Here is a 14759-nt window from a genome sequence, read left to right on the forward strand (position 1 = left end):
TGACACTTACTCGGGTTGGACTTTCACCAACTAGCAATTAACGGCTTGCTGGGCACGCGCAAATTAAAAATCCGGTGCCGTTAATGGCGCCGGATTTTGTATTTGAAAACATGTACCTGTTACCCTTTTATCCAGACAAATTGATAGGGTGCTAAAGAAATACTTTGATTTATTTGCGAGCTATCAACAAGATTTGTTCCTTTCACTCCCGTATTCACAACCACTTCTTTTGTCGTTACATTTAAAATAAACAAAATCTGTTCCCGTGTTTCTGAATTCCAGGAAAGCAAAGGGACGGTTCTCTTGCTTCCCACCCCTACGCTTTAAAAACCAAACTGGCCGAAATGCCTAAAATCCTTGCTGCCTGTCGTTGTGTTAGCCCTTCGATTGTTTTTATTCTTTTCAACACTGCAACTCTTTCCAGCTTTGGCAAACTCTTTACTTGTGCGATTTCCAACACGCCTAGCAGCTTCTTGATTTCCAGCCTTGCTTCTTCGTCTGGCAGTCTTCTTCTCTTATACACTTTGTCCTCCAGACATTCATCATTATTATATCTTTCGTTAAATTCTTTGAATCTTTCTTTGGCAATGTTTCTATCGGCACAAAACATCTTGAAAACCTTATCTCGATCAAGCAGTTCCTCCGGATAATATTTTTTATCGTAATATGCGGCACAGCTGCTCCACCGCCACTCATCCACCCGCTCACTTATTCCTGCTTTCACTGGATTCTGGTGGATATATCTTACGACTGTAAGAAAATACTGATCATCTTCAACATTTTCACTCTTGAATCGATCCTGAAAAAGATGACCTGATGTTCGATACTTCCAGTTATAGTAGGAAGCATAACTCACTCCTATACGTTTCATTGTTATAGCTAATTCTTCACCGCCTTCTCTCAAAAGGAGATGGACATGGTTACTCATCAGGCACCATGCGTAAACGCTCATTCCTGATTTCATTTTATATTTTTTGATGATATCAAGAATTTTTATGCTGTCCTCATCGTCGTGGAATATTTCCTGCCTATTGGCACCTCTCAACATGATGTGGTATATTCCACTTCGACTTTTTGCCCTGGCTTTACGAGGCATTTTCATCACCACTACCTAGATTCATCTTAAACTTCAATTTTTTAAACCGAAAGAAGGAGAGTGCACTCGCAGTGTCTATATCTATTCCTCTGTTTCACTGATACTTCCAACCAAGCATTTAATCATTCCACCGCAAAATCAAACTCTAGTCATGAAGACTGTATTTACAAACGTGATTATCAAATATTCATGTATTCATTCTCCCCTATCAATAACTGGGGACGGGGATGTAATAGATTTTGGTCCATCTTCCTTAATTTCATTGCCTCCCCTAGCGCTTCATCTGATATTGATTTTTCTCCCTTTAAGTCGGCGATGGTCCTTGCTAAGCGGATGATTTTTATTTGCACACGATTGCTGAGTCCATGCTTGATTGATAGACTTTGAAAATGCTGTTTTTGGTTAGTTGTGAGGGGGCTTCCTGCAATCAACTGTTCAAAAGGGGCACTTCCATTGCAAATTTCCTTTCCATAACGTTCATATTGCACTTCCCTGGTAGCTTTTACCCGTTTTCTGATTTGTTCAGAGGATTCAATCCCTCTGAATTCATGTCCCTTAAGATTGACCGCTTTTAACGACAATAAGATATCGATCCTGTCTAAAATTGGCCCTGATACTCGAGTTTTGTAGCTTTTGATCTGGTTATCAGAACATGTGCAATATTGGCGGTCCGAGCCTAAATATCCACATGGGCATGGGTTCATCGCAGCGATAAAAATAAATTTTGCGGGGTAAGTCACGGTGGAGTGGACACGGCTGATTGTTACTTTTTCGTTTTCTAACGGCTGCCTCAGCATATCTAATGTCTTCTTCGAGAATTCGCCTAATTCATCAAGGAAAAGGACGCCTCGGTGGGCTAACGAAACTTCACCGGGTTTCGGGTTGGTCCCCCCGCCTATTATCGATATGGCTGAAGCAGAATGATGCGGGTGACGGTAAGGAGGAAGGGAAAGTGAGTTGTATGGGGCACCTGCTAATTGATACAGGCTTATTTTTTCAAGCTGAGCTTCTTTTGATAAAGAGGGGAGAATCGACGGGAAGGTTTCAGCTAAAAGACTTTTTCCACACCCTGGTGGACCATCCATCAAAACATAGTGCTCACCACTAGCTGCAATTTCAAGGGCCCTTTTAGCAAATTCGTGCCCAATGATTTGATTGAAGTCCCTTTCTACCACCTTATGCTCCTCTATCATCTCCACTTGTTGCACCAACGGAAGCAGTTGACGACCAGCCAGAAGATGCAACACATCTTCCAGTGTCTCAATGTACACTAGTTCCAAATCGGTGATATCGACTTTAGGGATGGTTGGATCGAATGGCAAAAAGATTTTTTTCAACTTCAGTCTTTTGGCTGCTAGGATGGCAGCGATCATTCCTTCAACGGGAAGGACGGTTCCATCTAATGATAAAGCCCCGATAAAACCAGCATCTTTTGGGATATTATCTTTTAGGAAGTCCCCGCTTTTTAATACTCCGAGGGCAATAGCTAGATCAAATAATGGACCATTTTTCTTTTGTTCTGTCGGGGAAAGATTGATGATCACTTTCTTATCCACTAATGGGAAACCCAAACTATGCAATGCTGCCGAAACCCGTTCCTTAGATTCTTTTACCGACGCATCCGGCAGTCCCACAATCACAATTGAATCTATTCCCTCCTTCACCTGCACTTCCACTTCGACACGGTATCCTTCCAAGCCTTTTAATCCAATACTCGTTACTTTTGCGGACATGTTTCCATTCCTCCAATATGAAGAAGTTGTTTTTCTGCTACGATTTGTTGATAATGGAAATATTTCTGATGGGAAAATAAGAAGAGTACACACAGTGACCCCGTACATATTCAGATGCAGTAGAAGTCGAAGGTTTATTTGGAGTTGATGTAGCCTTTTTCTGGGGGGCAAGGGGATATAGCAATAAACTTTTAAAGAATTTCATCGTTAACGAACAACTTGGCTTTGAAAATGCACTAGGAACAGATAAGCATTTATTCATGTTCGCGCTTATTTCAGACGGAATATTTACAATTCTTGATTACGTTTTTAATAGGGAATTCAGTCGTTTGAATTTTAATGGGAATTGTTATTAAGCAGATGGAGTGTAAATAAAGAAATGAGGACAAGCATCTTCAATGGTTGAAAATAAAGGAGGAACATTCTTGGTTTAAGACAACACCGGGTGTTCCTTTTGCTAAAATTTGAGGTTTATCCTTATGCAAATCTATCATATACTACTTCACAAAATTTTTCATCAACTTGTTTTAACTTATTGCGCTAATTATATTGGAAGCATGAGAACCGTCCCCATGCTTCACATGCTTCACACATGCTTCACATGCTTCATGCTTCACATGCTTCATGCTTCATGCTTCACATGCTTCATGCTTCATTCAAAAAGAGTCAAACCACTTGTTCATTGAACCACACTACATCATCAACCAGTATTTCATGTATATAACAGGCCATTACGGCCGCAATGCAAAACTGTGCACGCAAATCAAGGAAACAGAAAAAACATTCTTTGTTGACAAGCCCCCTTTAGAAATCCTCGCTGACAGTATAAGAGCCATCGGTTTTGATTTAAGAGGAGCCATGCAAACAGCCAAAACGCTGCTTGGCGATGTACATATGTGTCCGGTTATGGTCAATCCCATCCATAAAATAGTTCTATTTCCTACCATCCGCCGAACAGCTAGCAGACATGACCGTTGAAATGGCTAAAGATCCTTTTTGTTTGTGGTTGATCTAGATAATAGGCGTATCGTAAAAAAAAGAAATAGTTGTCGTGACCTTATGTGGAGAAGTAAAAGAATGGGACTGTAGCAGAAACACAGGCACGGTTCTTTTGTTGCTATGAAACTATGCTAAAAATAACTGTGTGATATCCCTATACCTAAAGACCTGTCGTTGTGGCAGGCCTTTACTGTCCTTGATGTAACAAAGTGAAACAAGAAAAATCGCACAGTGACAGGCTTACGTTTTCTATGCGCTGGAGTATAGTGAATATAGCGACCGAATGAGTCTGGATCTACCTCATCTTCCAAAAGAGCAACCTGCTGACTATTGAGCAGACTAGGAAGGAATGGTGAAATGGCGAGGAAGGAGTATCCGTCACTGATAAAAAAAGTTTTGAAAAAAGAAGAGATAAGTATGAGTAGTTTCAGCAGGGTTATTTATTAACTAATATGGGGTATGGGATTATTTGCATACACTATAAACTTCATGTCTATCACGTTAAACAACCAAGAATATATACTAGAATGGTATTGACCAGAGACCGGCACAAAAAACTTGGGAAAAAAGTTATTTTTTTCTCCCCTGCCTGTCGTCATGGTAAATTATAGTTTGAAGAAAAACCAACACACCTTTCTTTAGATATTAAATTGACCATTTGAGGGCAGTAAGGTATTTTTTAAGAAAAAATGCTTAAGGACTGGCTCGGACGTAGGTGAGTGCACAATGCGAAGTGCTGGAGTTTGTCTGGAAGGCCTCCATGATGCCCATGTCAAAAGGTCAAACTCTACCTACCAAATAGTTAAATTTGAGACTGCTTTTTCGTCTTATAAACCTAACTACATATTCCCTAATTTAGAAACAATGTGAAACTACATATTATTGTTAGTAGCACTGGGCATCTGAACAAGCTGAAAAAGAATAGAGAATAAAAAACTCTGTTTCAATATGGAGCTATAACAGCCCCGCAACGAACAAGAATAAAAACAGCTAAATATACAAGTAAAAGTGGTCAGATTCTATCAAACACCAACAATTATTTAGAAGTTTTCTTTTTACTTAAAATTCTGTTCACTAGTGAATAAAATAGATTTTTTTCATATCTATTCATTCCTATAATCCATATAAAGCAAAAATACAAAATGGAGAATAAAATCATCTTAAAAGCCAGAAGTAAGAAATCATTACCAACAATAAAGTGACCGATGCCGAACCCACACAGTAAAGCTGCTATCACTGGCACAGATAATAATGCGATGTTTTTCCAAAAAAGTGGTATATTAAGTCCAATTTTACGCTTGTAATAGATGTTCATGATTATCACGTTTCCTATTAATAGCGACACAGCAGTAGCCAAAGCACTCCCAAACCCACCCCATGTTTTCGCCAAAGGTATACTAATAATAATATTTACTACTGCAATACAAGAGTAAACAACTGATCTAAATCCATGTAAATTTTTTGCCTGCAGCACTGTCAATGCGATGGTTTGAATCAACGGAATAGTCAAGGGTATCATTATTATCAATACTATATAAAAAGCATCAATGTATTCTGAACCAGCCCAGTGTCTTATAAACTGCTTTCCGAATATGATGAATCCACTTATAATATACGCAAGGATGATATATTGCACTCTTCCGAACTTAATCATCATTTGTGAAAATTCCTCATTACTAGCGTTGTTAGCTGCCATCATCGAAATTCTAGGCAAAAGCAGTCCACTAATAGAAGTTGAAAGGTTCAGATACATAAAAATAAATTGCATGGCTACAGCATAAACAGCAACCATCGTTGTTCCCGACACAATCCCCAGAATGAATTGATCTGAACTCCAATATATCTTATCCACAATAACATTCAAAAAAATAAAAAAAGAATATCCGGCTATTTCCTTTAATAGCCCAACATCAATTCTAGCAAAATGAATATTTATCCTTAAAACTTTATAACAATAAATAACATTTATGATTAAACATGCAATATTTAACACAGTATTTACAACTACCATAGTCACTGAACCATATCCTAAGAACAATAAAGGAATCATGATACATGGATTTATTATCGCACGTATAATGGTAATCAGCCTAATAAAAATAAACCTTTCATAAGCCTGTATTATTGAGCCAAACACACCTAATGGAAAAGACACTGCAAAATTAAAGATTAAAAGGATCATCATAATTTTCGCTTTGTGTATTTCAGAAAATGTCAAACTGTTTCCGAACATATATTCAATATTAAAATACAAAAGGGCACCGAGGATCACAGTTATTAATCCAATAAAGCTATAAAGAATCAAGAACATCCCAGTTAATTTTGACTCAGCATGTTTATCCCCAAGCGCTCGGTTACGAGCAGTATAACGTACGATTGCACTCCCTAGTCCCATATCCAGAATACTAAGATAGCTGACAATTGTACCAATTAGTGAATACAGCCCAAACTCTGATTGTCCTAAAAATCTGAGCATAACAGGAGTATATAGAAGCGATATAATAATTGTTATTAAAATTGATATATATGATAAAATGGCCCCAGCCTTAACTTGATTTAGTGTCAAAAACATTTCCTACTTTCAAAGATATTTCAAACTTTTAACGTAGCATTAATTGTTTCATTAATCATTATGTAAAATGAAACTAGGGCTATTCCTTATTGTCCATCTCCTTCGAAAGTGAAACCGATCAATTGTTCAGATATCAATGTTGTAGAGTTTTAGCATCTTATTAAATGGGGGGCACCGGTCCCTGCCTAGTGAAACTAGACCACAAAAATGGTTCTGTTCCAGAAAATAAGGGCATCCAGGTTGATTACGTTCATAGCTGACGGAACAGTGTATTGTCCGGGTCGAATTCATCTCTCAGCCCAGCTGTGCATTAGGACATAAATCTCTGTTCAGCGTAATTATCAGGAATAATTTTACTATCTCTATTACTAAGTCGTTCTTGTTTTTAAAGGCACCCACCGTTATCATACTAAACTAGGCTATCAATAGCCTCAGCTATGAGAAGAACGTAACATGTGATGACAAAATTGTAGAAAAATGGGTGTTGTACAGAAAAGCTGACACGAACTTGTCGATAGCTGAATAAAAAGGGTTAAAAATAGAACTAAAATACCTTAATCACAACTCTTGTTGCAGCCTCTGTGCTACGTTTATTCTATCTTCCTTTTTCCATCTGATGACATAATGTGTTGGTGCATTTTATAAAGAGTTTATCAACATACCTTGTTATAGTTCTAACAAATTCTTTTGCTTAATTCAAAAGAGTTGGCTTTTCGCTTAAATAATCTACATCTGAAAAATGCATTTCAGCGTTATCATAAATATACGAAGGAATGTTTGGTTTTTTTTGTAAAAACCTATAAACATCTTCAGCATTTAATTTATCAATTACATTTATCTTGGTGTACTCATTGTCAAACGAATAGTCTTTTATTATATTTGTCATCTTTTCACTATATGCTATAGGGAAAACTGGTTTGTTGAAAACCCATGCAAGTATCATTGCGTGTAGTCGAGTTGCCACTATTCCCTTTGAATTAGCTATGATGTCTAGTGACTCTCCTGTGTCTTTGTGTGAATAAACATCTATGTTTTCTACTTTATTTTTTAATAATGAACGTATTGTATTTGCAGTCAACAAATCGCCTTCTTCATTACAAAAAGACATAAGGATAACTTTTGATCCATGATCTATGATATTAGAAGCAATTTCTGCAATTTTTCTCTCATATGATTTTTTTAAAGGGCGTAGTTCATCTCTGATTTCTAGATTTATTACGGATATTATGTAATAATTTCCTAATTTCTTTCTCAACTGCGTTGCTTTTTGATATTTCAAATTTAAAACAACGTCTGGAGCAAATCGTACATTTGTTAGGTTGGAAAAAAGATTGTAAGATGTTTTTTCCCTAAAACAAATGCCCTTCATTTTTGAAAACATTTCATGATACAAATCAAAAAACCTTTTGGAGTAATAAGGCCCAAAATTACTTCCTATTACAAAAGTCTTTTCGCAATGTTTAACAACGTAATTTAAATTATCAATCTGCTGGACCCATTGACCCTTCTCCATGAATAAGGAGCCACCCAAACAAACAGCTGAATCAACCTTTTTTGCAAAAAAAGTATAAAACATATCAGGAAGATTGAACAATTTAATAATTTTATTAGCAACCCTATAAAAAAAACTATCGTACGCTACAGCCTTTATGTTGCTTGATGAATAAACACTTTTGTATTTCTTTTTTGTCAGTATAAATAGTTGCTTGTCGGGATAACGATCACTAAATATTTTCAGGAAAAGATCGTCTCCTAAATTATTCTCCCAATAACCAAACAATAATATTTTTTGTTTTTCCATTTTAATTAAAATGCTCTAAATTCCCGTTGGAATAGAGAGATCCCCCTAAAAGTTTTTATTAATGTCTTAAGCCTAAATAATAATTCCAATAGTCTGAATAATCTTTTTTGTACCAAAATACCGATTAATTTATATCGTTTACTTGTATGAGTTTGCTTAAAAAAACATTCTATTACTCGTTCATTCGAAAAAATGTTAGATATAAACTCGATCCTTTTTTTAGCAGATAATTTTCTATTTGTCTGATATATCTCGTCTATACAACTTACGGCAGCCAGACAGATTTTCTTTTCTATTAAGTTTTGTTTTTCGTAAATATTAAATTTGTTTAGTAATTTTTGAAGATCATCATATAAATTAATAAAAATTTTGACCTTATCTTGTGTAATAGATGCTGAAAGGGAGTTGTTGTTTCTCTTCATATAAGAATAAAAACATTTTTCAATTGAAACGATTTTTTTACTACATGATAAATAACTATAAACAAAAATTGTGTCTTCTCCAAAACTTAATTTCTTAGGAAATTGAATTTTATTTTTTTTAATTAGTTCCGTTTTGAATATTTTACCACAAGGTCCTTGCACAGATTCAGTATTAAGAAATTCTTCGATTCTCTCCAAAAATTCTATAATAGACCCATTAAATTCTGGAGGATTGTGTTTTACAATTTGTTTATTCTTGTGTTCCAGATATACACTCTTATGACCGCAGATCACCATATCAGCATCTTCATTCTCTATATACTCGTGTAAGGTCTGAACCATGTAAGTATCTATTTCATCATCTGCATCAACAAAACATATATACTTCCCATCGGATTTGTTAATTGCAAAATTTCTTGTATTCGATACTCCCTGGTTACTATTATGATATACCTTAATCCTAGGGTCTTTTAGTTGATATCTATCACAAATTTCTCCACTTTGGTCACTGGACCCATCATTAATTAATAAGATCTGTATGTCCTTAAATGATTGATTAATAACACTTTTTATGCAATTCTCTAAGTACTTTTCTGCATTATATATTGGTACCGCTACTGTTACTTTGGCCATTCTTTCTCTCCCGAATTTTTTCTCGAACTAAATTTAACAACTCGGAGGCAATTTTTCTAGGTGATAAATCAACGCACGGCATATGTGTGTTATTTGTTTCAGACAATTCTATAACCTTTTCGCTAATACTTTCTATATTATTATCGCACAGTTTAAATCGATTGTAAGTTGATAAATAATCTCTTATTTCATCTTTGTATTCACCGTCAAGGATGGTCAATATCGGTTTATTTGTGGCGGCATAGTAATATATCTTTCCTGGTATCTGCGTACCAGATCTATTACAAATACAAGCAAGTATATCACACTGAGCCTCTAATTCATTAATCTGTTTCTGTGTAATTCTGGGTAATACTGTTATATTATCTTTCTCTTTTAAGGATATATCTGTGCTCCCTGCTACTATTAGTTTAACGTTAGGATTTTCAGAACAAAAATTATACAAAGGAATGATATCTCTAACTTTAGAATTATAATCTCCGAAATATCCAATTGTAATTATTTCTCTACGGACATTTCGATATATTTTCTCATGTTCATAAGGTAACGGCATAAATTTCATTTTATCTTTATATTTAGGAAATCCTTTTTTTTGTAACCTTTCTGTTATGGGTGAAACATAAACAATTAAATCTGCATTTGATAAAATTTGCCGTTCCTTTAATTTTATATATGAATGCGGATAGATATTTTCTTTTGTGATATCAATACTTAACGGGTCACCCCAATGTTGTAACCAAATGTCATAATTAAGACCCTTTTTTATTAATTTATCCGCAAACATATGAGATGTTTTAGGATCAGATGTAGATATAACCAAGTCATATTTCTTTCCATCTAAAATAATTCCGTCTGCCATATTTACTAGTTGTATTGTATTATCATATAGGCTCACCTTATAAAAAATTTTCCTCAAATAACCTACAAGTAATTTTTTTAGTTTGTTTTGTTTTCCAATAACCAATTTCTCATAAATCAAATTGCTTTGAAAACGAATAACATTTACCTTATCATAAATACCTTGAACCGGTTCATATTGTATCAAATTGGGGTTAACCTCGGGCATTAATAAATCAATCTCGCATCCTTCTTGAATTAACCCATTTAACAATCCGATATTACTTGTGCTGACTGAGGAGTTGATTTCTAATGCTCGTAGCGTAATAAATAATATTTTCATTTATATCCTCGTTTCTTCTTGCAAATAAATGAAAGCTAATAAATAAAAAAAATTATGATTATATATAAAATAGTCAGTTGCTGCTACAAGTAAAAAAATAATAGCATAAACTAGCCTTTTTCTTTTTGGTGCAAAGGTGATAGTTTTAATAATAAACAATACGTATGCGATCAATCCTATTAGACCTGTATTTATCAAAGTTATAATAAACGAGTTACTATAATTAGCGATATTTGGAAATCTATTACTAAAATAATTCTGTAGCTGATTTACACCTACTCCTACAATTTGTTTTATAACAGGCAAATGATTATAAAGATATGCTTGTCCATATAATCTATTATCACTATGGCCTTCTTTAATCATAGATATTTTTTCAAAACTTCTATTAACTGACATATTATAATATGGAATGGTGTTATAAAACACCCAATGCAAAATCAACGTCAAACACAATATTGAAATAAATAATTTAATATTTTTCTCTTCGATTAATAGGTAATAAACTATTACTACCGCCGCCCCCACAATACCTAAGGTCGAAGAACTTAAAACTAACGAAATAATATACAACAGGGATAGTTTATATTTTTTTTTACTCATACTTAAAGCAAGTAGCGGTAAAATATATATCGCAAAGTATGATGGTTCAGAAAATAATGAATTTAACCTGAACCCCCATGTTGTAGATACAAACCCCGCATAATCCAGTAAATCCATTGAAAATAGTCTACCACTTGGAGGTTCAGAGCCACGTGCAATAAATATTGCTTGAATAAACAGCAAAATACAACTAGTTATGCCTAGGAAATTTGCAAACTTCGTAAATGTTTCAAAGTCACAATTGGACCACATGTATATAATACCAACTAATGTAAAACTAGTTACTAAAATAGAATTAAGTAACGAAGCATTATATATTGCAAATTGAGCAGACAGAAAAGATAGAAGCACATGTATGCCCCATAATACAATAATAGGTAGGGAGGTTTTAAAGTTTACCTTTTTTCTTGATATTATCATTACAAAAAACCCTAATACGATTACCCAAATGTTTAATGGCACAAAACCAAAAAGTGCGTAAGGAGCGAAAACAGGTAAACACGCAAGTATTACCGCTATAATTTTTCTCCCAGTTGAATTTGATATATTTATTGGTTTCTTATCCATCATGGTTTCCATCCGCAACAAATCCTAACTATTATACTGTTTAATTATTTACAGTCGCGTATTGAAATTAACTGCTTATAAAAACTTATTAGTCTTTTTTCCATTTCACGCCAACTATAATCTCGCTCATAAAGACTCTTCATTCTGCACGATATTTCATTCCACTCTGATTTTTGTTGTACTATATGTTCAATAGCCTTTTTTAAAGATTGAGGATCGTAATTGATTACCTCACCAATATTATTTGCAGAAATAACTTCATCCATTCCTGTGTTTGCCACCATTACTATAGGTTTGCCCAGCATTAGTGCTTCATAAAACTTGTTAGGGGCAGCATAATAATGATTAGGGACACTAGGATCATATATCGCCATCATGATATCACAACTATTTTCGAGTTGGAGTGTTTCTTTATAGGAAAGCTTTCCGTAATATATAATATTGCTATATTTAGTAGACATTTCTTCAAAATATTGGTCATACTGCCCAAAGCCACCTATATGAAATTCATACTTTAAATTATCTTTTACTATTTCTGCAATCTCTTTTGTAAATCTTCCACTTCCTAACACTCCAACATAAACTATCTTTATCTTTGTTTTATTTAAATTAAGTTTCTCCAAATTTTTTATTATGTTTGCCGGTGTGTTATGTATTACTTCCAAAACTTTAGGAGATGTTCCTTTTATTTGTTCAATTCTCTTTTCACTACAAATAATTACTCCATCTGCGGAATTAATGATTTTGTGATCTCTACTTATGATAAGCTTTTTTAGATATTTAGGTACGCCAAACGCATCAACATAATAGTCAAATATGTCATAAACGAATTTTTTATCAAATCTTTTTGCTATCTTAAAGGCAGTATATGCTGTGTCAAAGTCACATGCATGAATAATATCGTAGTTATTTCTATTTTTGTATAGCCAATAATATAATTTAATTTGAAATAAAATTAACGGTCTTAGATTCTTTCGAATGCCACCACCAAATGTTGCAGGAATTCCGAATCTATGTACTTTAACTCTATTTGCTTCTAAGTGTAAATAAGATTCTATAACGTTGTATTTAGTATCTCTATCCCAAGCAACAATTTCTACGTTATATCCTGCTTTTATAAGACTATTAACTTCTTTTTCAACCCGTGAATCGGGGTCGACAGAATTGGAACGTAAAAATATTACCTTCATAATATTCTCTCTTTCAATGTAATATCAACCCTAACTACTAATTGCACCTTTTTCGCGGTTATAGTAAACAGTGAATACTCTGTTTACTTATAATTCCGCATATAGCTTGCTCATCTTTTCTTTTACTACAGTCGTGTCAAACTTTTTTACCACTTCCGCATTGCTTCTGCCCATACGTTTACGCATTTGTGCATTGCTCATTAATTCTTGTAATCTCACCGAAAATCCATCAACATCATCCGGCTGTAGCACATACCCACCTTTCCCATTTTCCACAAGATCTATATTACCTCTTATTGCCGAACATACTATCGGTAGTTGTGCAGACATTGCTTCCATTACCGAGACGGGAAGACCTTCTTGATACGACGGAAATAGAAATATGTCGGAGTCAATACATATTTCAGATATGTCATTTCTAAATCCTAGAAATCTCACCTTATCTTCAATCCCCAAATTGTTAGCTAAGTTTCTTAAATATCCTTCCAATTTACCTGTTCCACAAATAAGATACAAGAAGTTTTGACCATTAATCTTAGAAAGAGCTCTAAGAGCGGTTTCGTGATTTTTCCTTTTTATCATTTCACCAATAGACAGTAGAACTACTGTATCGTTTGATATTCCTAATTCTTCTCGCTTCTTACCTCTATCTATTAAAACTTGGTTAAATTTATTCGTATCTATACCAATACCGGGAATGTAAATAACATTCTTTGCTTTAAATCTCTGTGCTACTCTGTAATCCTCCTCGTTAATGGTTATCAAGACATCCGTTAATTTGGATAAGACCAATTCAACTGGATAATATACTAACCAATTCAGTAGTGGTGCTCCTTTAAAAAAATGAAATCCATGAGCAGTATATATAACAGGCGAAATACCTACTGCTTTCGTTGCTAATCTTGCAAGAACTCCTCCCACTGGGGAGTGACAATGTACCGCATCATAATTCTCTGATTTCATTAACTTTTTAAGTTGTCTGTAAGCTTTGATATTCTTTTTAGAGAAGGGTGATCGTTCTATAACAATATGATGTCTAATAATATCTAACGAATTTAACCTCTCATTAGCATCATTAAAATTAGCAGCTGTATGCACCTCATATCCTAATGACTTTAACACTTCTATATTACCTTGTTCAAACAGATAAAACTGTCTACTTACAGTTGACACAATAAGAATTTTTTTCATTTAAGTCCTCCGGTTGAGATAATTCCGCATTACATATTCCACAAGTGATAAACTTGATGACACCCTACCAGTTTGCAACCAACTTTATAATAGAAATTAATAGCTTCGGAATTGCGCACTTGAGTACCCACTTTAATAATGTTAAAGCCTTTGTGATTCGCTGAATATTCCACCGCTTTGAATAAGCTTGTACCAATACCACTATTAGTGACTGTTTTGGACACAGCAATCAGTTCTATTACACATGCATTGTCAAAATACGAATGTAATAGAAAACCATTTATATCACCATTTTCACCTTTAGATAACGCGTAATACTTATCCGGCTTATCAAAAGAATTTATAAGCCATTGATGATATACTTGATCGCCTCCACGTATCGCCAGTTGATTATCCTCTGTAAACTTGGAAAATTGGAAATTAGCTATTTTTATGATTTGCTCATTATATTCTAGTGAATCGTGCACTGTAACGTGTTGTGGTATGTTAAATGCGCCTGTTAATGTTTTATTAAACTGAATATTCACATCTACTAAAAATGCTGCAGTATCCTTTCCAATAAACTTTGCATTAACAGATTCTGAATTGCGATTCTCAATTGATATAAACTGGTAATTGTTAAACTTAGTTTTTAAGCCATTCCATTCATTCATTTTAAGAGGCTTGTACAAAATGGCTTTGGCACTCTTGACTCCAAAAAAATCTGTATCCCACTTTAGGTCGTAAAAGTCAACTGATGTCATGTAACCCCCCCATAAACCTATACCATTTC

The 14759-nt window shown here is 34.4% G+C and carries 11 protein-coding genes; 1 reads left to right on the top strand and 10 read right to left on the bottom strand.

All coding sequences use genetic code 11. From position 1 onward, the window contains the following. Positions 1 to 316: 316 nt before the first annotated feature. Both CVD23_RS08490 and CVD23_RS08495 read right to left on the bottom strand, forming a co-directional pair. Positions 317 to 1102, bottom strand: coding sequence for an REP-associated tyrosine transposase (locus CVD23_RS08490; RefSeq protein WP_257988194.1), 786 nt, complete (start codon positions 1100 to 1102; stop codon positions 317 to 319). Positions 1103 to 1275: 173 nt separating this feature from the next. Continuing rightward, positions 1276 to 2829, bottom strand: a complete 1554-nt coding sequence (locus CVD23_RS08495; RefSeq protein WP_101665742.1) for a YifB family Mg chelatase-like AAA ATPase — start codon at positions 2827 to 2829, stop codon at positions 1276 to 1278. A 675-nt stretch (positions 2830 to 3504) separates the two neighbouring features. Here CVD23_RS08495 and CVD23_RS08500 point away from each other — a divergent pair. Next, complete coding sequence (locus CVD23_RS08500) at positions 3505 to 3807, top strand: competence protein ComK (RefSeq protein WP_180955604.1); 303 nt, start codon at positions 3505 to 3507, stop codon at positions 3805 to 3807. 1057 nt (positions 3808 to 4864) lie between these two features. Here the strand turns inward: CVD23_RS08500 and CVD23_RS08505 are convergent. The 8 genes from CVD23_RS08505 to CVD23_RS08540 form a co-directional block, all read right to left on the bottom strand. After that, on the bottom strand, positions 4865 to 6394 hold the full coding sequence (locus tag CVD23_RS08505) for an oligosaccharide flippase family protein (RefSeq protein WP_101665744.1): 1530 nt from the start codon (positions 6392 to 6394) through the stop codon (positions 4865 to 4867). A 697-nt stretch (positions 6395 to 7091) separates the two neighbouring features. Next, positions 7092 to 8201, bottom strand: a complete 1110-nt coding sequence (locus CVD23_RS08510; RefSeq protein ID WP_101665745.1) for a polysaccharide pyruvyl transferase family protein — start codon at positions 8199 to 8201, stop codon at positions 7092 to 7094. A gap of 5 nt (positions 8202 to 8206) precedes the next feature. Then, positions 8207 to 9256, bottom strand: coding sequence for a glycosyltransferase family 2 protein (locus CVD23_RS08515; protein WP_101665746.1), 1050 nt, complete (start codon positions 9254 to 9256; stop codon positions 8207 to 8209). After that, positions 9222 to 10436 (bottom strand): hypothetical protein, encoded by a 1215-nt coding sequence (locus CVD23_RS08520; RefSeq protein WP_101665747.1) that lies wholly within the window; start codon positions 10434 to 10436, stop codon positions 9222 to 9224. Before CVD23_RS08520 ends, CVD23_RS08515 begins: the two co-directional genes overlap by 35 nt. Beyond that, complete coding sequence (locus CVD23_RS08525) at positions 10437 to 11618, bottom strand: O-antigen ligase family protein (RefSeq protein WP_101665748.1); 1182 nt, start codon at positions 11616 to 11618, stop codon at positions 10437 to 10439. A 32-nt stretch (positions 11619 to 11650) separates the two neighbouring features. Then, complete coding sequence (locus CVD23_RS08530; RefSeq protein WP_101665749.1) at positions 11651 to 12796, bottom strand: glycosyltransferase family 4 protein; 1146 nt, start codon at positions 12794 to 12796, stop codon at positions 11651 to 11653. Positions 12797 to 12883: 87 nt separating this feature from the next. After that, the gene (locus CVD23_RS08535) at positions 12884 to 13987 is read right to left on the bottom strand and encodes a glycosyltransferase family 4 protein (RefSeq protein ID WP_101665750.1); all 1104 of its coding nucleotides are present in this window, start codon (positions 13985 to 13987) and stop codon (positions 12884 to 12886) included. Positions 13988 to 14016: 29 nt separating this feature from the next. Then, positions 14017 to 14730 (bottom strand): GNAT family N-acetyltransferase, encoded by a 714-nt coding sequence (locus CVD23_RS08540; protein ID WP_101665751.1) that lies wholly within the window; start codon positions 14728 to 14730, stop codon positions 14017 to 14019. Between the last annotated feature and the right edge of the window lie 29 nt (positions 14731 to 14759).

It is taken from the genome of Bacillus sp. V33-4, assembly GCF_002860225.1.
GTDB lineage: Bacteria > Bacillota > Bacilli > Bacillales > Cytobacillaceae > Bacillus_BJ > Bacillus_BJ canaveralius.

Excerpts from the sequence above, each read along its gene's own strand:
- CVD23_RS08490 (WP_257988194.1), bottom strand. The coding sequence starts at position 1,102 with ATGAAAATGCCTCGTAAAGCCAGGGCAAAAAGTCGAAGTGGAATATAC.
- CVD23_RS08495 (WP_101665742.1), bottom strand. The coding sequence starts at position 2,829 with ATGTCCGCAAAAGTAACGAGTATTGGATTAAAAGGCTTGGAAGGATAC.
- CVD23_RS08510 (WP_101665745.1), bottom strand. The coding sequence starts at position 8,201 with ATGGAAAAACAAAAAATATTATTGTTTGGTTATTGGGAGAATAATTTA.
- CVD23_RS08515 (WP_101665746.1), bottom strand. The coding sequence starts at position 9,256 with ATGGCCAAAGTAACAGTAGCGGTACCAATATATAATGCAGAAAAGTAC.
- CVD23_RS08520 (WP_101665747.1), bottom strand. The coding sequence starts at position 10,436 with ATGAAAATATTATTTATTACGCTACGAGCATTAGAAATCAACTCCTCA.
- CVD23_RS08525 (WP_101665748.1), bottom strand. The coding sequence starts at position 11,618 with ATGGAAACCATGATGGATAAGAAACCAATAAATATATCAAATTCAACT.
- CVD23_RS08530 (WP_101665749.1), bottom strand. The coding sequence starts at position 12,796 with ATGAAGGTAATATTTTTACGTTCCAATTCTGTCGACCCCGATTCACGG.
- CVD23_RS08535 (WP_101665750.1), bottom strand. The coding sequence starts at position 13,987 with ATGAAAAAAATTCTTATTGTGTCAACTGTAAGTAGACAGTTTTATCTG.
- CVD23_RS08540 (WP_101665751.1), bottom strand. The coding sequence starts at position 14,730 with ATGACATCAGTTGACTTTTACGACCTAAAGTGGGATACAGATTTTTTT.